Source organism: Bradyrhizobium sp. JHI2711 (genome assembly GCF_056156565.1).
In genome coordinates, this window is sequence record NZ_JBPZPT010000012.1 from 25,394 (window position 1) to 48,863 (window position 23,470).

Here is a 23,470-nt window from a genome sequence, read left to right on the forward strand (position 1 = left end):
TGAACTAATTCGTTCACGTGAAGGAGCGGTGCGACTGATCTATTGAGTGTTCGGCCTGGTGTGAATACGGTCAAGCACGCTCGAGCGAAGCAGAGTTTCACTGTCAAGGCGTCATGCCGCAAGCAAAGGAGTGTAAGCCAAATGTCGAACGCGCCCCTTCCGACTTTGTCGATCGTCGGCGGCACTGGAGATCTCGGATCCGGCCTTGCCCGCAGCTGGAGTCGCGCCGGATATTCCGTCATTCTTGGATCGCGCTCGATTGAGCGCGCTCAGGATGCAGTCGCGCTCTTAAAATCCGACGGGTTCGCCAATGTGACTGGCGAGGCCAACGCTGCCGCCGCGGCGAAGAGCGATATTGTTGTCGTTGCGGTGCCATTCTCCAGTTATGAGACAAGCCTGGCCGAGATCAAGGACGCGGCCAAGGGCAAGATTGTTGTCACCGCGGTCGTGCCGCTCGTGCCGCCGAAGGTCTCTGTTGTTCAACTCCCGAGCGCCGGGTCGGCTGCGCTGATCGCCCAATCGCAGCTTGATCCGAGTTCGCGGGTGGTCGGAGCGTTTCACAATGTCGGCTCACAGAAGCTCCATGCCGGAGGAAAGGCGGACTGCGACGTTCTGGTGTTCAGCGATGATCCTGAGGCCCGCAAGGAGGTGATGTTGCTGGCGGATGCGGTGAGCAATCGCGGGATCGATGGCGGTGCGCTCGCGAACTCCGCTGCAGCCGAGGCCCTCACCTCCGTCCTGATCGCGATCAACCGCAAATACAAGGTGAAGGGTGCCGGCATCACGATTTCCGGCCTGACCTGAATGGAAAACCACACGGGCGTTCGCAACGATGCTCACAGCCCTCGATCCTCTAGACCGCAAAATCCTAAGCGAACTCATTCGGGATGCCCGCATAAGCCAGCTGGCGTTGGCCGAACGGGTCGGCCTCTCGGCAACGTCTTGCGCAAGGCGCGTGCTGCAAATGGAGAAAGCCGGGATCATCAAAGGCTACTCGGCCGAGATCGATGCAAACTCGCTTGGCTTTCCCCTCACCGTGATCGTCCACATCACGCTTGACCGCCAAAGCGAGGGCGCGCTCAGGGCTTTCGAAGCCGAAATTCAGAAATGCCCCGACGTGATCGCCTGCCATCTGATGTCCGGTACGGACGATTATCGGCTTTCGGTACTGGCGCGCGACATGGAGGACTACGAACGCATTCATAAGCAGCACCTGTCACGCCTGCCGGGGGTGGCAAGACTGCAATCGAGTTTCGCAATGCGCACTGTCATAAAGCGGTCAATTTCTCCGGCGGCGCTTCATGGCTAGCCTCTCCGTTGCGAAGCGGAGTTCGGAATAAGGGCAAGAGATAGCACGGAAACGCGCGTCAGCACGCTTGAAGGATGCGAACGTCGAAGACTTATCCAGGAGGTGTGCCAGGGTCTGCTTAAGGGAGAAGCAGATAGGATACAGAACTGATTTCGGGTACGGCGCGTAGAGATCGTATTCGAGGAGAGATGCCCCGCGCCAGAAACAACAAGACGTGTGGGCAGCGGCGAAGGAGGAAAAAGTCGCGATGACGAGGAGCATCACATACAGCGCCCTTCCCGGGATCCCTCTGGTGGGGCCTGGCGACGATCTGGTTGGTGTCATCGCGGATGGCGCGAAGACCGGAGAGATCGCCGTGGCATCTGGCGATATTTTTGTCGTCGCACAAAAGATCGTGTCGAAGGCGGAAAACAGGTACGTCTATCTCGATGATGTGAGGCCTTCCGACCGCGCTGTGGAGCTTGCAAAAACGGTCGGCAAAGATCCCCGGCACATCGAGGTGGTACTCTCAGAATCCACCGAGGTCCTTCGCGCAAGACAGAATGTGATCATCGTTGTTCACCGCCTCGGCTTCGTGATGGCGAACGCCGGCATAGATGAATCCAATATCGAGCAGGATCGCGGCCATCGCGTGTTGTTGCTGCCTGAAGATCCGGATGACAGTTGCCGGCACCTCAAGCGCGGCCTCGATCGACAATTCGGGGTCGATGTCGGCGTCATCATAAACGATAGCTTCGGCCGTCCATGGCGCAACGGCGTCGTAGGTGTGGCGCTTGGAAGTGCTGGAATTCCTGCCCTTCAGAGCATGATCGGCAAGCCCGATCTGTTCGGCCGGCCCATGCAGGTAACAGAGATCGCGGTCGCGGATGAGCTGGCGGCCGCCGCCTCGCTCTTGATGGGACAGGCGGCCGAAGGCCAACCAGTAATCCATGTTCGTGGATTCTCCTCTCGTGCGCCTATCAATTCGGCGTCCGCGCTCGTGCGTGCGAAAGAACGGGATATGTTCAGATGAACGGGCGGTCACATTTGCCGGGAAAAGGGCGTGTTGTGGCGCTCTGCGGGGGCGTCGGAGGAGCAAAGCTCGCTGTTGGATTACAGCACGTTCTCGGAGAACGATTGACCGTGGTCATCAATGTGGCCGACGATTTCGAGCATCTCGGACTCCATATCTCGCCGGACCTCGATACAGTCCTTTATACGCTCGCCGGTCTCAGCGATCCCGAGCGCGGCTGGGGCCGATCCGATGAGACCTGGAACTTCATGGAGGCCTTGAAGCAGATCGGCGGCGAGACCTGGTTCTTGCTCGGGGATCGCGATATGGCGATGCATATCGAGCGGACCCGCCGCCGCTTAAGGGGAGAAAGTCTCACAGCGATTGCCAGCGACATTGCACGACGGCTCGGGATCGCTTCAGCTGTGCTGCCCGTCACCAATGACAGACTTTCGACCATCCTCGACACCACGGAAGGCGAGCTCGAATTCCAGCGCTATTTCGTCGAGCGTCGCTGCGAACCGGTTGTCAAGCAGATCCGGTTCAGCGGGGCGCAAAACGCTCGCCTGAGCGAGGAGGTGCTTGCGTCATTCGATGCCGAGGATCTCCGCCTCATCATCCTATGTCCTTCCAATCCTTATCTCAGCATCGATCCAATCCTGGCTGTTCCAGGGATGGCTGAAAAACTGCGCGCGACCAGCGTTCCCGTTGTGGCCATTTCCCCGATTATCGGCGGTCAGGCAATCAAAGGACCGACGCGCAAGATCATGGACGAACTCGGCCTTGAGCCGTCAAATGCAGAGATTTCCAGGCATTATGCGGGGCTGCTCGATGGCCTGATCATAGATATTGCCGATTCGGCAGGGGCAGGCGACCTGGGGGTCGATGTACACCCGGCGCCTACGCTCATGACAGACATGCAGTCGAAGTTCATGCTCGCAGAGCATGCGCTTGCCTTCGGCGAAAACCTTCGCGCAACGCACGAGCGGCGGGGCAGGGCCCCTTCAAAGGGAGGCGCATCATGACGACACGTGATGCATGGGTAGTCATCCCGGCAAAATCGTTCTCGTGCGCGAAGCAGCGGCTCTCCCCATTGCTGACGGCATCCGAGCGCGCCCTGTTGGCCCGGTCTATGCTGTGCGATGTTCTGAGCGCGGCATGTGGCGTGATAAAACTAAATCATATCGCTGTGGTAACAAATGCTGAGGATGTCGCTCAAGAGGCGGCTCGTCTGGGGACTGTCGTGATTGGTGACGGCGGTGCGGACGGAACCAATGCGGCAGTGGCAGCCGGGCTCGCCGCGGTCGAAAATCGTGGGGACGAACTCATCCTTGTTCTGCCGAGCGATGTGCCGGCTATCTTGAGCGAGGACGTTTCGACGCTCCTCCAAGCCGCGCAAGGCAACGCCGTGATCGTGCCGGCGCCGCGCGATGGCGGCACCAACGCGGTTGCATTCACCGTAGCGCGAGCCTTGCAGCCGTGTTTCGGCCCCGATAGCTTCGCCCGCCACATCGCCGCAGCCGATAGGCTCGGCATTCAGCCTATCGTGTGCCGCAATGCAAGGATTGGGCTTGATCTCGATGCTCCCGCCGATGTCTTTGATTTTCTTGACCTGAACACGTCCACAGCCACCGATCGCTATTTGCGTTCGATTAATCTCGGCCAAAGGCGGCTGGGGATGGGAACGGACGGACGGGGCGCGCAAGCGTCGATGCGGCGGCCGAAGTGAGCTCGGGGTTGGTTGCCCAAAATGCAGAGAGCTCCGACGTTTTTCGCGGAGCGTGAGGAGTTCTGAGAATGGTGGATCGGATGCTTCTGGAATCCTTGAGGCGAAGTGACATTTCCGCTTCCGAGGCCATGTCTCTCGTCAGCGACGTGTCCCTTCCCGATCTCATGCGGATGGCGGCATCAAAGCGGGATGAGGCTCACGGCAGAAAGATCTCCTACTCGCGAAAAGTCTTCATTCCGCTGACCCAGTTATGCCGGGATGTCTGCCACTACTGCACATTCGCCCATCCGCCCCAAAAAGGGCAGCGTGCCTACCTCACCATCGATGAGGTGCTGGCGATCGCGCGTGCCGGTCGTGAGGCCGGCTGCAAGGAGGCGCTGTTTACGCTGGGCGACAAGCCTGAGCTGCGCTACCGCCAGGCCGAGCGAGAGCTGCACGAGATGGGCTTTGCATCGACGCTCGCCTACCTCCAGGAAGCCGCGCGCGTGGTTTTCTGCGAGACTGGCTTGTTGCCGCACCTCAATCCAGGCTTGATGGAGGCCGACGATATCGCAGCTTTGCGCAAGGTCTCCATCTCGCAAGGGATCATGCTCGAGAGCGCCTCGGCACGACTGTGCGAGCCCGGGGGGCCACATTTCGGCTCACCTGACAAGGAGCCTGGAAGTCGGTTGCGGACAATTGAACTGGCAGGCCAGCTCTCGGTCCCATTCACGAGCGGATTGCTCATCGGTATCGGCGAGACGCCGCTTGAGCGCATCTCCTCATTGCTTGCATTGCGCAATTTAGACGAAAGCTACGGGCACATTCAGGAAGTCATTATCCAGAACTTCAAGCCGAAGCCGGATACCCGCATGAGGGGCGCGGCGGCCCCAACAATGGAAGAGCATCTGTGGACCATTGCGCTCGCGCGATTGCTGTTCCGGCCCGACATGAACATCCAGGCTCCCCCCAATCTCAGCCCGGGCGTACTGGACAAGATTCTGGCCGCTGGCATCAATGACTGGGGCGGCGTATCCCCGGTTACACCGGACCATGTCAATCCGGAGGCGCCATGGCCGCATCTGGCACGTCTCTCCGAGGCCACCGTTCAATGCGGCAAGACGCTCGTCGAACGCCTCGCAGTTTATCCGCCCTATGCGCGTCAATATGCTCGCTGGACTGACATGTCGCTGCAGAAGAACCTGCTCGGTCTTGTCGACGGACATGGCTGGCCGCGCCGAGACGAATGGTGCCCTGGAGCGAGGTGCGAGCCGCCTGCCGGGGACCTCGCGATGCTGCGTGAAGATGCCAGCTCGCCCGCCGTCCTAACCGGCAGCTTTCGGAGAATCGTCGCAAAGGCTCATTCTGGGGCACGACTCGACGAGGCAGAGATCGTGTCGCTGTTCGAAGCCGAGGAGTGCGATTTCACGGCCGTGTGCCGCGCTGCTGACGAGCTGCGCCGCTCCGTCAATGGGGATTGCGTTAGTTATGTCGTCAACCGCAACATAAACTACACTAATATCTGCTACTTCAGGTGCCAGTTCTGCGCGTTCTCGAAAGGAAAGCTCGCCGAGAACTTGCGCGGGCGGCCGTACGATATTTCCATGGATGAGATCGGGCGGCGCGCGCGCGAAGCCTGGGAGCGTGGCGCGACCGAAGTCTGCATGCAGGGCGGCATCCATCCCGCCTACACCGGCGCAAAGTATCTTGAGATTTGTCGGACCGTAAAGCAGTTCACGCCCGAAATGCATATCCATGCTTTCTCGCCCTTGGAGGTGTTTCAGGGGGCCAAGACGCTCGGAGTTTCGGTCGATGAGTTTCTGCGCGAGTTGAAGGACGCCGGTCTTGGTACATTGCCCGGGACCGCCGCAGAAATCCTGGACGACGAGGTCCGCGCGATTCTGTGTCCCGACAAGATCAACACCGCGCAATGGCTGCAGGTCATGGCAGCGGCCCATAGAGCCGGATTGCGCAGCACCGCAACGATCATGTTCGGTCATGTCGACCGTTACGAGCATTGGGCAAAGCATCTGTTGCGCATCCGGGATCTTCAGACCGAGACCGGCGGCTTCACTGAATTTGTCCCATTGCCGTTCGTGCACATGGAGGCCCCGATCTACTTGAAAGGGCGCTCGCGCAAGGGGCCGACCTTCCGCGAAGTCGTTCTCATGCATGCCATCGGGCGGCTCGTCTTCCACACGAAAATCTCCAACATCCAAACCTCTTGGGTGAAACTCGGCGAACAAGGCATTCGCGCCTGCCTTGAGGCTGGTGTGAACGATCTCGGCGGCACGCTGATGGACGAAACGATCTCGCGTTCAGCCGGTGCTCAGCATGGCCACGAGATGGCTCCAAAACAAATGGAAGAGCTCATCCGGGCCATGGCACGCCTGCCGCGCCAACGTACGACGCTCTATGGCGAAGTTGCTGACGATCGTTATCTCGCGTCGCTGAACCCTCCGGCGCTCACTCCGATTGTTACGGGACTGGACGACCATCGCGAGGTGCGAAACATCCCTCGGTCCCGCGCGCTTGAAATGACGTAATGGGAGCGCGTCCCGCGCGAGCCTGAGACGATGCCGAAAGGCGTCGGCCGGGAATGCTTGACGCTGAATTTGATTTGTGATCACATATCGAGAACGGAGGGACCCTAAAGTGAGCCGCATTATCGCGCCAGCGCACGCTTCGCCGGGCATTGATCGCGCATCCAGCTTCGATCGGCCGGCGCTTCGCGCCATCTCTTCGTGTTGCTCTCAGCTCAAGCTTGTTGTGGGCGCGCAATGCGCTGTGCCGCAAGAGTCATTGGATCAACTATTCCGCGGCCTATGAGTTGGCTCAGCGTTGCAGGCCATCCAAGTGCATTCTTGGCGCCGTCCGCGTCAGTGGATCACGACGAGCAGCGGCAACGCCCTGCTTCAGCGCTCGAAATTTCGCGTTTCTGGCGCGCGCTCAGCTGAACCGCTCAGAACTGCTGTCCAGAGCGACTGCTAGTGGCCGAGGCGTAAGCACAAGAATCTGCCTCGGTCTTTGACCCGAAGGCCGATGAGGTCGCCAATCTGAGGGGGATTTTCCCGGCGGCCAATTTAACGATCACACCAATCAGGAGCATTCATGCCGACTTTAAATGAGGACCGAGCAGCCATTTTGAAAGTGCACCGCGACTGGTGGGTTGCCAATCACAAGTGGGATATCCCCTTGATGCGAACCTGCTTCCCGAGTGGCACCGCGTTCTTGAATTTCAACCTTAGCGGCGATCCGTACTTTGGGCGGGAGGAACTGACCGCTTTTTGGGAGTCGTTCAAGGACAGGCCGCGATCGAAGCCTGCGGTCATGCACATCTGGCGTCTGGATCTCCATGGCGACATGGCCTACCTGCTTTGCGAAGGCAATTTCGAGGAAGCCGACAAACCGGACCAGTACCTGCGCAGCACCGAAATTTACGTGCGCAACGACGGAGAGGGAAAGCCGGAGTGGAAGATCTGGCACTTCCACTGCTCGGAGATGGCGCCCAAAGACAAGATCCGGCAGCCGTTCGGCGATAGCTACGCCAGCCGCGGCGTGGGTTATCTGCCGCCAGGCTTCGGCAAGAGCTTCTCGGTTACGGACGACCAAAAGCTGTAATCAAAGCGAGCGCCCCGCCGGGCTGGCCGCGCCGCCTACATCCGGCGGACAGGCTGATCCCGCCGGGGCGAAGAACGTCCAAAGAAGATTTTCCAGCTGAACTTGCCGCCCGATGTGACCGCCGAGAAGCGGATGGACCGTAGTGCGCGAGCCTCACTGGAAAGGGAGAGCACACGCAATCGAGCGTCCCTTCGGCCGTTCGGAACGTCGTGACCGTGGAGGACTCATGAGGCGGCTCACTATCAAGCGACCGGTCGGTCCGATCGCCGTTTCTTACCATGGCGAGACCGACGCGAGCAGGCCGCCAATCCTGTTCGTGCATCCTATCAATCTCAAGGGCGCGGCGTGGGCCGAAATTGTTCCGGCATTCGCCGACCGATTTACGATTGTCCCCGACATGCGTGGATTCGGTGACTCGCCGCCGGCCGAACAGTACGACCTTGCGCGGTGGGCGCAGGACTGCATCGATGCCGTGGACCGGGCAGGCATCGATCGCTTCCACGCCATCGGCGGTTCGCTTGGTGGAGCAATTTCGGTCTATCTCGCCGCTGCAGAGCCCAAACGGGTCCTCTCGGTTGTTGCGGTAGGCAGTCAGCTCTACTCGCGAGATTCTGACAATGCGGCTGTTCTAGCCACCCTCGAGTATCACACCGTCACCGAAATGTTTGAGCTTATCTTGCCGAAATATGCGCTGGGTCCACACGCGTCTGCCGAAGTGGTGGCCAAGACCATTGCGCTGCGCAATCCAAACGGAAAGGACGACATCCGTCGCGTGTGGAGAGCCGCCTGCGCGGCCGATATCCGCGCCCATGTGGCCAGCGTCAATTGCCCTGTGACGGTTCTGACCGGGGAGTTCGACCTGACTTGCCCTCCCGCAGCCGGCGCAGAAATGGCAGCCTCGCTGCATGCTCCGCACGTTCTCCTGCCAGGTATCGGTCATTTGCCGATGCTGGAGGATCCGCTGGCTTTGATCGCGGCGATCAAGGCGCACCTCGAGCGTGTGGAGTCTTGATGATGACGTACTCGATTGTCGCCCGGGATTCGGTTACGGGTGAGTTGGGTGTTGCGAGCCAATCGCATTATTTCGCCCTCGGGCGCGTTGTGCCGTTTGCGCGAGCCGGCGTTGGTGTTGTTGCGACCCAATCGTTCGTTGATCCAGCTTACGGGCCGAACGGGCTGGATCTCATGGCCTCCGGCGTGTCGGCGCCGATGGCGCTCACGAGCCTGCTTGCGAAGGACGAGGACCGAGAGCTGCGCCAAGTCGCCTTTCTCGATGCCGCTGGCGGCAAAGCCATGTTCACTGGCGATCGCTGCGTTCCCCACCGCGCTCAGCTCGAGGCCAGCAACGTTGTGGTGCTGGGAAACATGCTGGCCAGCGACGCCGTGGTTCCCGCCATGCTGGCAGCTTACGAGGATACTGCCGGCCCACTTCTCGACCGCATGCTCGCGGCGATGGATGCAGCTGAAGCCGCTGGAGGTGACGCCCGCGGCCGGATGTCGGCCGCGCTCCTCGTTGTGTCCGCCGAAATCGCTCCAGCGCCCTGGGCTAACCGGCTCATCGATGTGCGAGTTGACGACCATCCGGAGCCGCTTGCCGAATTGCGCAGGCTCACCAAGCTCTCTCAGGCCCACACGATCTTCGGCGCATCTGTCTTCACACCCGGGCTGCTCTCGGGCGAGACGGCAGCGACAGGTCCGCAGCTTGCAGAGGCGCTGCGCATGCTCACGAACGCCCAGGGATTGATCGGCTTTGATCCAGAGCCAACCTTCTGGAAGGGCGTGCTGCTGATCCGCGCCGGCGAGATCGCTTCAGGGAGGAGACTCGTTGCCGCCATCGTTGCGGCGCGACCGCAGTATCGGGCCTTCGTGGATGGGCTCTACGCAGTCGGCATCCTTCAGCTGTCATCGAACGAACTCCTCGGTGCGTGAAAAGCTCAATCCTCTTGCCTCCTCTGCGAGGCATTCTGCCGCCGCCAGCCGGGCGGCAATTGCCTCAACGCGCGATTCGGGAATCCCGCCGACGAAGCTTGACGGGTTTTTCATAATGTGATCACATATCTCATATAGGAGAGGGAACTTGGAATCGCGCAACCTCATTGCCCTGCTGCCGTTGCCGTCCCTCGTCCGGGACTCGATGGCGGATCAGGTTTACCGGCATTTGAGAGATGGTCTGATGGCCGGACGCTTTGCGCCGGGTCAGAAGTTGACAATCCGGGGCCTTGCCGAGGCGCTGGGCTCAAGCCCGACGTCGGTACGGGAGGCGCTCCGCCGCCTGCAAGCCGAGGGCGCCTTCGAATTCCGCGATTCGGCGCGACTGAGCGTTGGGAGCCTGTCCGAGGCGCAGCTGCGGGATGTGCGCGATGCGCGCGTGGCGCTCGAGGGGCTGCTGGCCGAGCGCGCGGCTTCGCGTATGACGCGTGTCGACGATGCCGAGGTGGCGCAACTCTACGGCCGGCTGCAGAGCGCCGCTGATGCAGTCAATGGACCCGCTTATCTCTGGACCAACTTCGCCTTTCATCGGCGGATCTACCAAATTGCACAGGCACCGGCGATTCTCGGCGCCGTCGAGCATTTTTGGCTGCTCATTGGTCCGTGCTTCGTGCTCGTTGCTCCCGACGCTGCCCACCTGCAGCGTTCTATGGACGCGCACCGCCAGATCCTCGATGCGCTGTTGAGCCGCGATGCGCCCGCCGCTCGTGCCGCTGTGACAGACGACATCATGCAGGCCGCCAATTGTCTGTCCCGCTTTCTCGACAATGCGGGCATTGGGCGCTCCGTGGCCGTTCCGAGACGCGGCCGGGGAGGTGCACCGGCATGAGCGTGCTGCAGCGTCTTGTGCCTCATCCCGAGCTGCGCGTCCTGATCTCGGCGGGCGCATCCGGCATTGGCGCCGCACTTGCGGGTGCCTTCGTTGAGGCTGGTGCGTATGTGCATATCTGCGACGTCAACGACGATGCGCTTGCAAGCTTCTGCAATCAACATCCGCAGGTCCTTGCCACAAAGGCCGACGTATCGGACCGCGGTGCGGTCGCGGCCGTCTTTCGCGCGCAGGCTGCGCGTTGGGGTGGGCTCGACGTGCTCATCAACAATGCCGGCATTGCCGGACCGACGGGCGGAATCGATGCCATTGCAGAGTTCGATTGGCAGCAAACGATCGATATCAATCTCAATGCACAGTACCGCTTCGCCCGTCATGCGGTCCCGATGCTTCGCCAATCTCGCTATGGACAAATCCTCTGCATGGCCTCCGTTGCCGGCCGCCTCGGTTATGCCTGGCGTACCCCGTACGCGGCAACGAAATGGGCTATTGTTGGGCTCGTCAAATCGCTTGCTGCCGAACTCGGTCCTGACGACATCCGCGTCAATGCGCTTTTGCCCGGTATCGTCGAGGGCCCGCGCATGGAGGGCGTAATCCGCGCGCGCGCCGAGCAGCTCCATACCAGCTACGAGGCGATGCGCCAGGAATACCTCAAGAAGATCTCGCTGCGTCGCATGGTGACGGCTGAGGACGTTGCGGCCATGGCCTTATTCCTCTGCTCGCCAGGTGCACGCAATGTGACTGGCCAGGCGATCAGCGTTGACGGGAATGTGGAATACCTGTGAAACGTGAGAATGGGGGGGATGACTTTGCAGATCGAGATCGTGGCGGATCTGAAGACGACGCTTGGCGAAGGCCCGCTTTGGGACACCGAGCAGCAGCGTCTGTACTGGATAGACAGCATCGATGGTCGCGTTTTTCGTGCGACCGCAGATGGACGCGAGCTTCGCGCCTGGGATGTTGGAGCGAAAATCGGCTCGATGGCGCTTCGTCGCGACGGTACGCATGCGCTCGTCGCGCTGCAATCGGGCCTGCATGATCTCGATCTGGAGAGCGGGGAGCTGAAGCTGATCGCGGCCCCCGAGGCACATTTGCCGCGCAATCGATTGAATGACGGCAAAGTCGATCGCCGCGGGCGTTTCGTGTTCGGTTCCATGGATACACTGGAGGATCAGGCCTCTGGCCGTCTCTACCGGCTCGATCCCGATCTCTCGCTGCACGTCCTGGACGAGAAGATCATCGTGTCCAATGGCCCGTGCTGGAGCCCGGACGACCAGACCTTCTATTTCGCCGACACCTGGACTGGAGAAATCTGGGCCTACGACTATGACATCGAGACCGGCGCTGCGACCAAGCGGCGCCGTTTCGCGCCAGTAGATCGCTCAAACGGCGGTGCTGCCGATGGCGCTACGGTCGATGCAGAAGGATTTCTTTGGCAAGCGCTTGTTTATGATGGAAAGCTCGTACGCTACGCGCCCGACGGCAGCGTTGAGCGCGTTATTCAGATGCCGGTGCGCAAGGTCACGAGCGTGATGTTCGGTGGTCCCAACCTCGACATTCTCTATGTGACCTCCATGGCGAAGCCGCCCTTGCCGCGATTTCCCGATGACGGACAGCAGCGCGGGGCCCTATTTGCAATCAAGGGGCTTGGCGTCCGGGGCATACCGGAGCCGCGGTTCGCCAGCTGACCTCGCGAAAAGCTGCCTCGTCATCAATTGGCAGGCGAGGAGATCCATCGTGCGCAAGCGCGATGGGCACTCCTGATCCGGCTGTCCTGCCATAAAAGCCGAAAATTCCGCGGCCGCCGCCGCTTACCCACTACCGATTAGCTCTTGAGGTTTCACATGGCCAGGCCTGGCAAGGTCATTCTCACTTGCGCCTTAACCGGCGCGATCCACACGCCCTCAATGTCCGCGCACCTGCCGGTGACACCGGAGGAGATCATCGAAGAGGGCGTGCGGGCTGCGGAAGCGGGAGCTGCGATTCTGCATGTGCATGCACGCAACCCGAAAACTGGTCAGCCGGACCAATCGGTCGAAGGATTTGCGAAGATTCTCCCGGAGTTGAGCCGCAGATCGGGGGCCGTGATCAACATCACGACCGGCGGCAGCCCATTCATGACGGTCGCCGAACGCGTGGAGCCCGCCCGGCATTTCCGGCCTGAGCTGGCCTCGCTCAACATGGGCTCCTTCAATTTCGGCCTGTTTCCGATGCTCGAGCGTTATCACGAGTTCACCCATCAGTGGGAACGCGAGCACCTGGAGTCTTCACGCGACCTCGTTTTCCGTAACACCTTTGCCGAGATCGAGCAGGTCCTCGCATTGTGCGCGCCCAGTGGCACGCGATTTGAATTCGAATGCTACGATGTCGGCCACCTCTATAATCTTAAGCACTTTGTCGACCGCGGAGTGGTGCGGCCGCCGTTCTTCATCCAGTCCGTCTTCGGTTTGCTCGGCGGGATCGGGGCGCATCATGAGGACATCGTCACCATGCGCCGCACGGCCGAGCGGCTGTTCGGCGACGACTATGTCTGGTCGGTACTCGGCGCGGGCGCCGCGCAGATGCGCATAGGCGCCATGGCTGCGGCAATGGGCGGCAATATCCGCGTGGGACTCGAGGACAGCCTTTGGGCGGGGCCTGGCAAGCTCGCCACCTCCAGCGCCGAGCAAGTGAGGCTAGCCCGCTCGATCCTGAAAGGACTCGGATTAGAGGCAGCAACCCCGGACGAGGCTCGTGTCATGCTGAAGTTGAAAGGGACGAGCGATGTCGGCTTCTGAGTGCGATCTTGTGGCGACCTTTTGCGAATGAGACCGGCGCCAGCTCAGCAAGGCAGCCAAGGGCCACCGATCAGCGTTCGGGGCGAAGACAGGAGAACTCGGTGAGCTGTGAATAGCGTCTGGCTCTCTGCCGTGAGCGCGTGCGTTGTCGTCGCCTAGACTCCGCTGGGCATAGGCGAACACGAAATGGTCACACGTTCCGCAGGACGAGCCGATGGCGGTTCAATGTGACCAGCCGGCCTAATCGTCGCGTTTTCGGGTTCGAGCATGAGTTCAAATAGCATTGCATGCGCGCGCCGCACCATACGACATATCGCCACGTGTCAATTCGGCGCTTGGACGAAAAAAAGGTGATCGACCGCAAAGAACAGAGGCGTTCTACGCGGCTTAATAGGGAGGGCAGGATGATGCGAGAACAGGCGAAAAATGTCCACCGCTCGCCCAGATATGACGCTGACGGCTGGACCCACTGGCCGGATCATGAGGTCGAGAGCACCCAGCTGAGACGCCTGCTGGGAGATGCTCAAGAGGGCGCAAGCTTCGTGTCCGAGTGCCTCATGATTGCCGGCAAGATCGTTGTCGGCGACGACGAGAGCTGGCTCGAGGAGTGGCGTGCCCTGGCCGACCGGATCGCAAGGCGCGCGCGCCTCTCAAGCGCAGAAGGCCACTTTACGACGGCAAGGAACGAATGGCTGCGCGCCTTGAACTATTATCGCACAGCTTCCGCCTTTCTTGTTCGCAGCGATCCGAGAATTCCCGAACTGTCTCGCATTGCCAACTCATGTGCCGAGGCCTTCCTGGAAGTGCTGTCTCCGCGTGGAGAGGTGCTCGAGATCCGCTTCGGTACCAATTTGCTCCAAGGTTATCTCATTCGTTCATCGGCCGCGCCGCGCAAATCCCCGGTGGTCGTGGCTATCGGCGAGGAAAGAGATACCAAAGAAGACCTATTGGTGAGATTTCAGTCTCATGCCATTGCAAACGGCCTGTCATTGCTCGTTACCGACCTGCCGCGAGAGATCGAGCGCTTCCAGGATCGACCGGTCCACCATTATCAATGCGTGGCTCTACGTCGCTGGTTGGATTATCTACTCAGCCGCGATGACGTCGATCAGAGGCGAATCGCCTTGATAGGCGATGGTCTTGGAGGGGCCCTTGCCACACGCGTGGCGGCAACCGAAACGAGGTGGGCTGCTGCCGTTTGCGACGGCGGATTTTGGGATGATCTCGAGCACAGATATGTCACCGCCAGCCTCTTCGGTCCAGATATAAAACTATCCCCGTTCTGTAAGCTTGCCCGTCAGATCAAATGTCCATCCTTGGTCGTTGTGGGAGAGCACGACTATGTCAGCCTGGAGGATATCACTGCCTTGCATGAGCACTGCCGCGCCGCCGGCGTACCCATGGATCTCAAGATCTTCAAGGGCGAGGAGACCGGTTCATCGCACCGGCAACTCGACAATCCGAGCATTGGGCGGCAGTTTATCTTCGATTGGCTCAGAGACAAACTGCGCATCGACCGAAACGACCAGGCGCCTAGCATTCCAACGCGAAAGAATTGCGTAAAGAACGCTCGGCCGCTGGCGCTCAATGATACCCGCACGGCGTCGAGGGCCTAGGGCGCGAATTCAATTGGGATCAATCGCTCTCGCGCTCGGCGTCCGGTGCGCACAATCTGCTCATAAATCCTTCGGAGCCGAATGGCTCCTGTAATATAGCCACTCACACGTCCGGCTTGCTTGCATCCAGCTCGAGCTGAAGGGCCACTTTCTCCATTCTGCGCTTGATGGTCGAAAGCACTTCTCTGAAATCTTGCAGCCTTTCGTGCCCAAGATCTGCAAAAATCGTCTCATCCAGTTTTCTGCGCTTGGCTGCAAGGCTCGTAATTGCCTTACGAGCCTTTTCGGTCAGCGACATCAAAACGACCCTGCCATCCGCCGGAGAGGCAGTGCGAGATACGAAGCCCCCCTTTTCCAGCATTTTGGTCTCTGCGGTCACGAACGGGGAGCGGACGTTGATCTTCGCCGAAACATCTCCGACGGACACGCCTGCACCCTGATCCAGATCGGCAATCGCCATTAGGATCAGCCATTGGGGGCCGCTGACGCCAAGTGCCTTTGCCCAGGTCCGCCGAATGTCCTCCAGATGCACATTGATGGCCGCAATGTCCCAACCGACTTCTCCTATGATTCGGTCCGACGGAGCGGTTTGTTTGCTTGTCCTGTGACCTTTCGCGCTCAGCGAGGGCTGCTGCCGGGTCGTATCTCGGGACATGATCCGAGACCTCCTCTTCATTATTTCGCCAACTTACCTAACCCGGTTTGCAACACGCAGCAACAATGCGGGTGCGGTGGTGTGTTGCTCGAATACCACGACTCTTTCCCGAATCGACACTTCGCTAACTTATATCAGTTGCATATATAAGTAGCTTATATAATGTCCATCCCGTGACGGAGCGGCCCCTCGGTCGCACGTCAAGCAAATCGATCCATTCGCGCGTGGCGAAGACGTCGAGGTGCGCGAAACGAGAAGCAACAGTCGTGAACTTGGGATCATTCTTCGGCAACCGCCCATAAGGGCCGCAGAAGATGTTGGAGGGCTTTTATGAAGACGTTTAACCGAATGCTCTGCGGTTCGGCCGCTGCGCTCAGCTTGATGGGTGGTGCACAGGCGGCCGACCTGCCGGCCAAGGCAGGGCCGATTGAATACGTGAAGGTCTGCTCTCTCTATGGCGCCGGGTTCTATTATATCCCCGGCACCGACACATGCATCAAGCTCGGAGGTTATCTGCGCGTTGATGCGGCCTTCAACACCAACTCGATCTACACGCAGGGCGCGGTGAATGGTGCGCCTGGAGCGGGCAATCGCCTGCGCAACTCCTATTCCACCAATGCCCGTGAAGATCTGACGATCGATACGCGCACCGCAACACAATACGGTATGCTCCGCACCTTCTTCGATGGTGTGTTCGACTGGGGGTCGGGCGGCTATACCGGTGTTGGGACCAGCGGTGTTAACGGCTCGACGGTTTACGGCGGAACTGGCGTCGCTGGTGGATCGGTTGGTGTCTATCTGGCCTTCATCCAGTTCGCAGGGTTCACGATAGGCAAAACCATCTCCCAGTTCTCAACGCCCTGGATCAATTACCCCGCGAACAACTTTGACGGTCTGCCGGGCGGCGGCGGTGCGGTTACGGGTGTGAATCAGTTTACGTACACCGCTGACTTCGGCCAGGGTATCACGGCATCATTCTCGGCGCAGGATCAGGTCCAATACTACACGACCAACATCTGGAACATCAGCGGCGCGACAGTGGCTGGTCTTGCGACAGGCGCGTACGGCGCGAGCGACATTGCCGGTGCAAGCTCTCCTGACCTTGTCGCTATGCTTCGAGTCGATCAGGCTTGGGGCCTCTTCCAGGCGTCAGTCGCGATGCATGACAATCATGCCGCTTACTACGGCGCCGACGAGACGACCGGTCATCCCGGCGACAAGTGGGGCTGGGCGGGTCAACTGGCCTTGTCAATCAAGAATCTCCCGACCGGTCCGGGTGACACAATCAACGTCCAAGGCGTTTATACGTATGGCGCAAGCCGCTATAATTTCCAGGACCTCGTACCCACCACCTACGCGATGTACGGGGGGGCGGGACTTGCGGGGGTCTACCAGAGCGTCGGCCTTGCCGGTCTCGCCGACTCGGTCTTCGTGGCGGGCTCCCGTCAGGAACTGACCACCACCTACGGCTTCCGTGGCGGCTATACCCACAACTGGGATCCTTACTGGAACACTGGCATCTACGGTGCGTGGGCTGCTGCGCGATATAATAGTGCAGCGAAAGGCTACATCTGCGGTGCATTCGTCGCGGGCCTTGCGCTCTCGAGCGGCGCGGCCGGCTGCAACCCCGACTTCAACTATGCGGTCGCAGGCGTGATCACTCGCTGGACTCCGGTCAAGAACCTGACCTTCTCGGCCGATCTGGCATACAGCGTGCTCGACCAGAAGTATGCGGCCGGCGGCACTGTGGTGTTGCCGGCGCAGACGGGTATTGCCAAGCCCGGAGTTACCTACGAGCTGAAGGACCAGAGCACGGTGAGCTTGCTCCTGCGAGCTCAGCGCAATTGGTGATCTGTTTTGGCAACTAGCACGAAGGAGAAAGGAAGAGGCTTTTAGAATCGAGTTTGACCTCCAGAAGGCCTCCGGCATGCCCGCCGGAGGCCTTTCCAAGAACCGGTTTTTCAGGCCCATGATCCGCGGGACGAACGGTGCTCCGCCGCTCGCGTCCCATCTGAAGTCTCACGTTGACCGAACGACCCGACAAGTCTGCAACCTTAAGTCCAAAATCAAGAATGGGCTGAGCAAACTTGACGTAGACGCGAATTTGTGATCACATATCCGAAATTAAGACTTGGGGGGACCCGCGATGGTGAAGGACAAGAAACCGCTGCCGCTACTGCCGTCCGTTGCCCGGGACTCGATGGCGGATCAGGTTTACCGGCATTTGCGTGACGGCGTAATGGCCGGCCGCTTCGCGCCGGGCCAGAGGCTGACAATTCGAGGACTTGCCGAGGCGTTGGGTTCGAGCCCGATGCCGGTGCGCGAGGCGCTCCGCCGCCTGCAGGCTGAAGGTGCATTCGAGTTCAGCGACACGGCGCGCCTGAGCGTCGTTCATCTGTCAGGCGCGCAATTGCGCGACGTGCGCGATGCACGGGTGGCGCTTGAGGGGCTTCTTGCCGAGCGCGCGGCAATCCGCATGACGGGCGTTGACGATAGTGAGGTCGCTGAGCTCTATGATCGTCTCCAGGCGGCGGCCGATGCAGTCGATGTGCCCGCTTATCTATCGGCGAATTTCGCCTTTCATAGGCGGATCTATGAGATCGCTCAAGCACCCATCATCCTTGGTGCGGTCGAGAATTTCTGGGTTCTGATTGGCCCGTGCTTCGTGCTCGTTGCGCCCGACGCCGCGCACCTGCGCCGCTCCATGGATGCTCATCGCCGCATCCTTGATGCGCTGACGCATCGCGACGGCCCCGCCGCCCGCGCGGCTGTGACCGATGACATCATGCAGGCGGCCAATTGCCTCTCGCGCGTTATCGACAAACCCGTAAAGAAGCGATCGGCGGCCGCTCCGAAAGGCAGGCGCGGAAACGCCTCTGCCTGAGGATCCTGCAGCGGTTCATGCCTTATCCCGAGCTGTGTGTCTGAACACGTCAGGCGCATCTTTATCTCCGCGATCGTCGATTGTGCGGACGCAAGCGGAACTTCCTGGGTCGCTCCTTTGCGGGAGCGCCTTCGAAGACTCGTGCGCACGAGACAGAGCTATCCACGTCATTCGAGCTTGTTCACGCAAATCCAGAACCTACGCAGGGGACTTGAATGTTGGGAAATCAATCACGCCGCAGCTTTCTCAAGCTGGCGGCGAGCGGCAGTGCGATGTTCACGCCGGGCCTTTTTACCGGGTCTGCAAATGCACAGGCTGGTCCGACGCTCACGGTGGCCTGGGGCACGGATATCGATTCCTTCGATCCGGCGCAATTCAAGTCCGACGGCGCTTATATCGTTCAGGCAAACATCTACGACACGGTGCTGAGCTGGGGTGCAGAGCCAGTCGCCGGATCGCCTAACCTTGCGATTTCCAAGCCCGCTGTTTTCGCAAGCGGCATCGGCGAAAGCTGGACGTATGAGAACGACAACAAAACCCTTGTCGTCAACATCCGTCGTGGCCTGAAATTTCCGAGCGGCCGGCCGGTGAATGCGAACGCGGTGAAATATCTCTTCGACCGTGGGCTGCAATCTTCCGGCTACATGCGGCTCATCTTTCCAACCATGATCGGGGTGACGGAGGCAGATCAATTCGAGGTGCGCGACGATAGTACCTTTGCGATCAACCTGCCGGCGCCGAGTGCCATGTTGCTCGACGTGCTGTCCTTGTCCAACAACGCACTTCTTGATCCCGAAGAGATCAAGCTGCACGCGACCGCCGACGATCCTTGGGCCTCTCAATGGCTTAAGCGCAACACGGCCGGGCTCGGGCCCTATAAAGCCGTCAGAAACGAGCCAGGCGTCGAGGTGGTTCTGGAAGCCACACAAGGCTATTGGGGGGCGTCACCCTATTTCAAGCGCATCGTCATCAAATCAACGGCGAATGAGGCTGACCGGATTCTCCTGCTTAAGCGCAAAGCCATCGACATGGTGATCGGACCCAACTCGATGTCGCCGAAGAATCTCAAGAGCCTTGAGGGCGAGCCGGGTCTCAATGTCGTGTCGCTGCCCGACACCAATTGCAATTTTCTCTGCATGAATCTGAAGAAAAAACCGTTCGATAACGTGAAAGTTCGCCAGGCGATCAATTACGCGATGCCGATCCACGCAATCATCCCGAACGTCCTCTACGGTTATGGCGAACAGATGAAAAGCCCGATCGCAGCTCAAACGCCCGGCCATGATGGTTCGCTCTCGCCGTACAATTACGATGTCGCCAAAGCAAAATCACTGATGGCGGAAGCTGGGCTCGGCTCGGAGCCGATCCCGGTCAAGCTCGCGGTGCGTGTTGGATATGCGCCGCATGAGCAAGCAGCGATATGGATTCAGCGCGAACTGGAGAAAATCGGATTCCGGGTCAGCATCGAGAAGGAGACTGACGCGACCTTCCGCCAACTGTCATCGACCGGCGGGCACGAGCTGTCGATTGAATCGTGGCAGTCCTGGATCAACGACCCATTCTATCACCTCTATTGGAATTTTCACAGCAAAGCCAGCGCGACCAACAAGGGGGGCTACGCCAATCCTGCCCTCGACAAGATCATCGACGAGAATATCCGAGAGGCTGATCCAGCCAGGCGCATGGCCGCAGTCAAGGATGCGCAGAAGATTCTTCTGGATGACGCGGCCTGGGGTCTGCTTTGGTATGACAATTGGGCGAGGGTGACTCGTTCCGAGCTCGCGGGCGTTGCGAAGTACTGGGATTCCTTCGAGCGCTTCAACAAGATGAAGCTGAGTTGAGAGCGGCCTGGACGCGCTGACAAGATCATGTCGTTCTTCGCTTTCGTGCTTCGCCAGTCACTCTTTGCTGACGCCGACCCTATTCGGCGTCAGCGTGACCGGCTTTCTTCGTCTATCTGTTGCCCGGTAATCCACCCTCGTGAAGGCCGGCGCCATGGCGACGCCCGAATACGTGGCTCGGCGTCATCGCGCATTCGCCCTCAAGGATCGGATGCCTCGGCTGGTTAGGGACCTGGCCGCGGACCGGCGAGGCGGCAAGTCAAGCCCTTTTTCTTCATCACCTCTCGGCCGGGTCAGCTCGCTTGAGCGCGGAGGGAGGCAACTGTCGGAGACGTTCATGTCGATAGAACTGTTGATGCTCGGCGACCAACCGGTGTCCCGCCTTGCCGCTCGTACCAGGCTTGCCGAAGAGAGCGGATTTGAAACCGTCTGGCTTGCGGATGAGCGCTTCTACCGCGAAACCTACTCGTGTCTGTCCTATCTGGCCGGGCAAACCTCACGCGTCAAGCTTGGTCCCTGCGTGACCGATCCGTTCGCGCGCCACCCGGCTTTGACCGCCATGGCCCTGGGCACCCTCGATGAAATCTCGAAGGGGCGCACCATTCTCGGCATCGGCGCGGGTGTCTCCGGCTTCGCCGAGCTCGGGATCCAATCGCGCAAGCCGCCTCTCGCCATTCGCGAAGCCGTCGATCTGATTCGTCAGCTCATGGCCGGGCAGGAGGTCGACTACCAGGGCGAGATCATTCGATTTCACCGCGGCCGATTGAATTTCACGCCGCCGCGCGCGCGCGTCCCTGTTCGCGTCGCAAGCAATGGTCCGCTCGGTCAGAAATTGGGCGGCGCAGTCGCCGATGGCGTGATGATGGAAGGGTGCGGCTCTGTCGACGAAGCAAAGGCCTTCGCGTCGGCCGTCGCCGAGGGGGCGACAAAGGCCGGCCGTTCTCCGGGCGAGATCAAGCTTGTCGCGCGCCTTGATTGCTGTATCGCCAATGACGGTAAGCAGGCGCGCGATATATTGCGCCCTTCAGTGACGCGGATCATTGCGCAAGCCACTTCGCGGTTCTACACGCTTCAGACACAGGGACTTACATTGCCAAAAGAGGTCGTCGATGCCATTGGTCCAGTCCCTTATGCTGCCGGCGTCGCCCCGTTCGCCGCATTATTTCCTCTCGTCACCGACCGCCATGTCGATGCTCTCACCCTCTGCGGGACTGTCGAAGAGGTGACCCAGCACGTCATTGACCTCCGCCGCGCCGGCGTCACCGGCTTCAACATCTTTCCGGTTCCGGCTCCTGGCGTCAGTTACGAAGACGTCATCATGCGCTTCGGAACGCAAGTCTGGCCGGCCGTCGAGGCGGCTTTCGCGAAGGCGTCGAGCGATCGGCAGGCATAAGCCTCGAGCCAACTTTTTTTCCCAAAAGAGGACTGGCAGTCTCCTCGCGGGCTCTTTGCGCCGCGCTGATCGAAGCCCTGCCAGGGACGTGACGGATGACGCGTGTAGCTTGGCGTCGGAGACGAGCGGGATGGTGAAGACGAGTGGCTCGTGCTTGGCGGACAGCGGTACTTATCGGCGCCCGATGATCCCAAACATAAGGATCTGCCGAAGCTTGGCCTTCAGGCTATCAAAGCTCGTTCGTCCTCTCTGAGCAATATTCATAAGGAGCAAATGATGACGACGGTCGTCTATATCCTGACCGCCTTGAAAACCGGTGTCGACCCGGACGAATATGAACGCTTCGAGCGCGAGGTTGACTATCCGTTTACAGCAAAGCTGAAGACGATCATCAGCTATCGGATTCATCGCCTGACGGAGCCGGTGCCGTTCGACGGCGGCCCCTGGGATTACATCGAGCGCATCGAGGTGACCGATCGCGCCGCCTATGAGGCGGAGCTCGCCACATCCGCCAAGGATCTGATCGACCTGATACACAACAAATATCTGGACGAGTCGAAGCTGAAGTTGATCTGGTCTAGGAGAATCGATCCATGAGTGCGGGCGAATGTGATCTCAACGGCAAGGTCGCCCTTGTCACCGGCTCCTCATCAGGCACCGGCGCTGCAATCGCAGTCGAGCTCGCCCGGCGTGGGGCGCGTGTCGCGGTGCATTGCCGGCGTGCTTTGAGCGAGGGCGAAAGCATTGTCGCTCGCATCGCCGCGATCGGTGGAAAAGCGATGCTGTTTCCGGTTGACCTAAGAGACCCAGAGGCGGCGGCAGCGCTTGTATGCCGGGTCACAGAGCGACTGGGAGCCTTAGGCATCCTAGTCAACAATGCGGGTCCCTATTCAGATACACCGTTTCGGTCGCTATCCTTGTCGGAGTGGGAGACGGTCATGGCGGTGAATCTAAGGACCCCGTACCAGCTTGCTCAAAGCGCGATCACAGGCATGGAGCGAATGGGCTGGGGCCGGATCATCAATGTGAGCGCAACCTCGGCCTATGCGAGGTCGCATTCGGTATACGGGCTTGCCAAAGAGGCTTTGATCCATTTGACGCAGTGCCTCGCGCTCGAATTTGCGCCGCTCGTTACGGTCAACGCGATCGTACCCGGCCAGATCGCCAGCGAGCGTACCAATATGATGGCCGACTACAAGGCCAGCGTCGTCATGGAAACACCGATGGCGCGACTGGTCACCGAACAGGAGGTCGCCCGGATGGTGGCGTTTCTCTGTACATCGGAGTTTTCCGCGGTGACGGGACAATCAATCGTCATGGATGGCGGACGATCGCTGCCGCGCACGCTGAAACTCAACCTCACGACGACCAGTTAGGTCTCCGGCTGCGCCAGAGCGCGCGACATTCGGTGCGGGTGCTTTCCGATGCTGATTCGTTCGCGCGTCAAAATCCATCGTATCTTGCAGGAATCATTCACTTACCTCCAGTCTTTCGTGGAGTTTCACCGCTAGTTTCCAGCGAAGGCAGTCAGATCGCCGAGAAACGACGTCTTCCCGGTGCTAGTTTGCCCGTAGACCCGAGGGGAAATGCAATGGGGCGGGATCCTATGTGAGGCCAATCGGCAGCTGGCCGCAGTACTGGCGCCTGACCTTGAGCCTCATCCGCGGCAAGTGTGAGCTAGCTTTCGTTGCACGGGTGACACGAAGGACCGTATCTCAGCGCGGCGCAAGGCGAGATGTCATGGAATGACGCGCGGGCAACATTGCCTAATCATTCGGACCAGCGGATTGATTGCGGTCGGCGGATCGGACTGACTGGGAGAGCGGCACAGATCTTGGTCGAGAGAGCTTGAAAGGC

21 protein-coding genes are annotated in these 23,470 nt (G+C 60.0%); 20 read left to right on the forward strand and 1 reads right to left on the reverse strand.

Going from position 1 to position 23,470, the window contains the following annotated elements; all coding sequences use genetic code 11:
• The first annotated feature begins 141 nt into the window (after window positions 1-141).
• From npdG to ACTEK7_RS35995, 14 genes are all read left to right on the forward strand, one after another.
• Window positions 142-804 (forward strand): NADPH-dependent F420 reductase, encoded by a 663-nt coding sequence (gene npdG / locus ACTEK7_RS35930; RefSeq protein WP_225131330.1) that lies wholly within the window; start codon window positions 142-144, stop codon window positions 802-804.
• Between the two features lie 28 nt (window positions 805-832).
• Window positions 833-1,309 carry an Lrp/AsnC family transcriptional regulator gene (locus ACTEK7_RS35935; RefSeq protein ID WP_225131321.1) on the forward strand — a complete coding sequence of 159 codons (477 nt, stop codon included), beginning with the start codon at window positions 833-835 and terminating at the stop codon, window positions 1,307-1,309.
• 247 nt (window positions 1,310-1,556) lie between these two features.
• Window positions 1,557-2,321, forward strand: coding sequence for a coenzyme F420-0:L-glutamate ligase (cofE, locus tag ACTEK7_RS35940; protein ID WP_225131318.1), 765 nt, complete (start codon window positions 1,557-1,559; stop codon window positions 2,319-2,321).
• Window positions 2,318-3,325: a 2-phospho-L-lactate transferase gene (cofD, locus tag ACTEK7_RS35945; protein WP_225131316.1), complete on the forward strand. Its 1,008-nt coding sequence runs from the start codon at window positions 2,318-2,320 to the stop codon at window positions 3,323-3,325. The genes cofE and cofD overlap by 4 nt, the downstream gene beginning before the upstream one ends.
• Window positions 3,322-4,029 (forward strand): 2-phospho-L-lactate guanylyltransferase, encoded by a 708-nt coding sequence (gene cofC, locus ACTEK7_RS35950; protein ID WP_225131314.1) that lies wholly within the window; start codon window positions 3,322-3,324, stop codon window positions 4,027-4,029. Before cofD ends, cofC begins: the two co-directional genes overlap by 4 nt.
• A gap of 68 nt (window positions 4,030-4,097) precedes the next feature.
• Window positions 4,098-6,554, forward strand: coding sequence for a 5-amino-6-(D-ribitylamino)uracil--L-tyrosine 4-hydroxyphenyl transferase CofH (gene cofH, locus ACTEK7_RS35955; protein WP_225131312.1), 2,457 nt, complete (start codon window positions 4,098-4,100; stop codon window positions 6,552-6,554).
• Between the two features lie 565 nt (window positions 6,555-7,119).
• On the forward strand, window positions 7,120-7,629 hold the full coding sequence (locus ACTEK7_RS35960) for a YybH family protein (RefSeq protein ID WP_225131310.1): 510 nt from the start codon (window positions 7,120-7,122) through the stop codon (window positions 7,627-7,629).
• 226 nt (window positions 7,630-7,855) lie between these two features.
• The gene (locus ACTEK7_RS35965; protein WP_225131308.1) at window positions 7,856-8,641 is read left to right on the forward strand and encodes an alpha/beta fold hydrolase; all 786 of its coding nucleotides are present in this window, start codon (window positions 7,856-7,858) and stop codon (window positions 8,639-8,641) included.
• A complete protein-coding gene (locus ACTEK7_RS35970; RefSeq protein ID WP_225131306.1) occupies window positions 8,641-9,558 on the forward strand; it encodes a DUF1028 domain-containing protein in 918 nt (305 codons plus the stop codon). The genes ACTEK7_RS35965 and ACTEK7_RS35970 overlap by 1 nt, the downstream gene beginning before the upstream one ends.
• 148 nt (window positions 9,559-9,706) lie before the next feature.
• Complete coding sequence (locus ACTEK7_RS35975) at window positions 9,707-10,447, forward strand: GntR family transcriptional regulator (RefSeq protein WP_225131304.1); 741 nt, start codon at window positions 9,707-9,709, stop codon at window positions 10,445-10,447.
• Window positions 10,444-11,232 (forward strand): SDR family oxidoreductase, encoded by a 789-nt coding sequence (locus tag ACTEK7_RS35980; RefSeq protein ID WP_225131302.1) that lies wholly within the window; start codon window positions 10,444-10,446, stop codon window positions 11,230-11,232. Before ACTEK7_RS35975 ends, ACTEK7_RS35980 begins: the two co-directional genes overlap by 4 nt.
• A gap of 18 nt (window positions 11,233-11,250) precedes the next feature.
• Window positions 11,251-12,135: an SMP-30/gluconolactonase/LRE family protein gene (locus ACTEK7_RS35985; protein WP_225131301.1), complete on the forward strand. Its 885-nt coding sequence runs from the start codon at window positions 11,251-11,253 to the stop codon at window positions 12,133-12,135.
• A gap of 156 nt (window positions 12,136-12,291) precedes the next feature.
• A complete protein-coding gene (gene kce, locus ACTEK7_RS35990) occupies window positions 12,292-13,224 on the forward strand; it encodes a 3,5-dioxohexanoate:acetyl-CoA acetone transferase (RefSeq protein ID WP_225131299.1) in 933 nt (310 codons plus the stop codon).
• Window positions 13,225-13,628: 404 nt separating this feature from the next.
• Window positions 13,629-14,840 carry an alpha/beta hydrolase family protein gene (locus ACTEK7_RS35995; protein WP_225131297.1) on the forward strand — a complete coding sequence of 404 codons (1,212 nt, stop codon included), beginning with the start codon at window positions 13,629-13,631 and terminating at the stop codon, window positions 14,838-14,840.
• 103 nt (window positions 14,841-14,943) lie between these two features.
• On the opposite strand, the gene ACTEK7_RS36000 is transcribed toward ACTEK7_RS35995, so the two are convergent.
• Window positions 14,944-15,495 carry a MarR family winged helix-turn-helix transcriptional regulator gene (locus ACTEK7_RS36000; protein ID WP_225131295.1) on the reverse strand — a complete coding sequence of 184 codons (552 nt, stop codon included), beginning with the start codon at window positions 15,493-15,495 and terminating at the stop codon, window positions 14,944-14,946.
• 330 nt (window positions 15,496-15,825) lie between these two features.
• Here ACTEK7_RS36000 and ACTEK7_RS36005 point away from each other — a divergent pair, with 330 nt between their 5' ends.
• The 6 genes from ACTEK7_RS36005 to ACTEK7_RS36030 all read left to right on the forward strand — a co-directional run bounded on the left by ACTEK7_RS36005 (window position 15,826) and on the right by ACTEK7_RS36030 (window position 22,989).
• Window positions 15,826-17,346: a porin gene (locus ACTEK7_RS36005; protein WP_225131292.1), complete on the forward strand. Its 1,521-nt coding sequence runs from the start codon at window positions 15,826-15,828 to the stop codon at window positions 17,344-17,346.
• 295 nt (window positions 17,347-17,641) lie between these two features.
• Window positions 17,642-18,379, forward strand: a complete 738-nt coding sequence (locus ACTEK7_RS36010; RefSeq protein WP_225148707.1) for a GntR family transcriptional regulator — start codon at window positions 17,642-17,644, stop codon at window positions 18,377-18,379.
• Between the two features lie 215 nt (window positions 18,380-18,594).
• Window positions 18,595-20,220, forward strand: coding sequence for an ABC transporter substrate-binding protein (locus ACTEK7_RS36015; RefSeq protein WP_225131289.1), 1,626 nt, complete (start codon window positions 18,595-18,597; stop codon window positions 20,218-20,220).
• 337 nt (window positions 20,221-20,557) lie between these two features.
• On the forward strand, window positions 20,558-21,613 hold the full coding sequence (locus tag ACTEK7_RS36020; protein ID WP_225131287.1) for an LLM class flavin-dependent oxidoreductase: 1,056 nt from the start codon (window positions 20,558-20,560) through the stop codon (window positions 21,611-21,613).
• A gap of 150 nt (window positions 21,614-21,763) precedes the next feature.
• Complete coding sequence (locus ACTEK7_RS36025) at window positions 21,764-22,210, forward strand: hypothetical protein (RefSeq protein ID WP_225144544.1); 447 nt, start codon at window positions 21,764-21,766, stop codon at window positions 22,208-22,210.
• Complete coding sequence (locus ACTEK7_RS36030) at window positions 22,207-22,989, forward strand: SDR family NAD(P)-dependent oxidoreductase (protein ID WP_225131283.1); 783 nt, start codon at window positions 22,207-22,209, stop codon at window positions 22,987-22,989. Before ACTEK7_RS36025 ends, ACTEK7_RS36030 begins: the two co-directional genes overlap by 4 nt.
• Window positions 22,990-23,470 lie beyond the last annotated feature (481 nt).

What these genes read in the sequence shown, in the direction of transcription:
- ACTEK7_RS35995 (WP_225131297.1), top strand. Translation starts at nt 13,629, where the DNA reads ATGATGCGAGAACAGGCGAAAAATGTCCACCGCTCGCCCAGATATGAC.
- cofD (WP_225131316.1), top strand. Translation starts at nt 2,318, where the DNA reads ATGAACGGGCGGTCACATTTGCCGGGAAAAGGGCGTGTTGTGGCGCTC.
- ACTEK7_RS35935 (WP_225131321.1), top strand. Translation starts at nt 833, where the DNA reads ATGCTCACAGCCCTCGATCCTCTAGACCGCAAAATCCTAAGCGAACTC.
- ACTEK7_RS35960 (WP_225131310.1), top strand. Translation starts at nt 7,120, where the DNA reads ATGCCGACTTTAAATGAGGACCGAGCAGCCATTTTGAAAGTGCACCGC.
- kce (WP_225131299.1), top strand. Translation starts at nt 12,292, where the DNA reads ATGGCCAGGCCTGGCAAGGTCATTCTCACTTGCGCCTTAACCGGCGCG.
- cofE (WP_225131318.1), top strand. Translation starts at nt 1,557, where the DNA reads ATGACGAGGAGCATCACATACAGCGCCCTTCCCGGGATCCCTCTGGTG.
- ACTEK7_RS36005 (WP_225131292.1), top strand. Translation starts at nt 15,826, where the DNA reads ATGAAGACGTTTAACCGAATGCTCTGCGGTTCGGCCGCTGCGCTCAGC.
- cofC (WP_225131314.1), top strand. Translation starts at nt 3,322, where the DNA reads ATGACGACACGTGATGCATGGGTAGTCATCCCGGCAAAATCGTTCTCG.
- ACTEK7_RS36000 (WP_225131295.1), bottom strand. Translation starts at nt 15,495, where the DNA reads ATGTCCCGAGATACGACCCGGCAGCAGCCCTCGCTGAGCGCGAAAGGT.
- ACTEK7_RS35985 (WP_225131301.1), top strand. Translation starts at nt 11,251, where the DNA reads ATGACTTTGCAGATCGAGATCGTGGCGGATCTGAAGACGACGCTTGGC.
- ACTEK7_RS35965 (WP_225131308.1), top strand. Translation starts at nt 7,856, where the DNA reads ATGAGGCGGCTCACTATCAAGCGACCGGTCGGTCCGATCGCCGTTTCT.
- ACTEK7_RS36015 (WP_225131289.1), top strand. Translation starts at nt 18,595, where the DNA reads ATGTTGGGAAATCAATCACGCCGCAGCTTTCTCAAGCTGGCGGCGAGC.
- ACTEK7_RS35980 (WP_225131302.1), top strand. Translation starts at nt 10,444, where the DNA reads ATGAGCGTGCTGCAGCGTCTTGTGCCTCATCCCGAGCTGCGCGTCCTG.
- ACTEK7_RS36030 (WP_225131283.1), top strand. Translation starts at nt 22,207, where the DNA reads ATGAGTGCGGGCGAATGTGATCTCAACGGCAAGGTCGCCCTTGTCACC.
- ACTEK7_RS36010 (WP_225148707.1), top strand. Translation starts at nt 17,642, where the DNA reads ATGGTGAAGGACAAGAAACCGCTGCCGCTACTGCCGTCCGTTGCCCGG.
- npdG (WP_225131330.1), top strand. Translation starts at nt 142, where the DNA reads ATGTCGAACGCGCCCCTTCCGACTTTGTCGATCGTCGGCGGCACTGGA.
- cofH (WP_225131312.1), top strand. Translation starts at nt 4,098, where the DNA reads ATGGTGGATCGGATGCTTCTGGAATCCTTGAGGCGAAGTGACATTTCC.
- ACTEK7_RS36020 (WP_225131287.1), top strand. Translation starts at nt 20,558, where the DNA reads ATGTCGATAGAACTGTTGATGCTCGGCGACCAACCGGTGTCCCGCCTT.
- ACTEK7_RS35970 (WP_225131306.1), top strand. Translation starts at nt 8,641, where the DNA reads ATGATGACGTACTCGATTGTCGCCCGGGATTCGGTTACGGGTGAGTTG.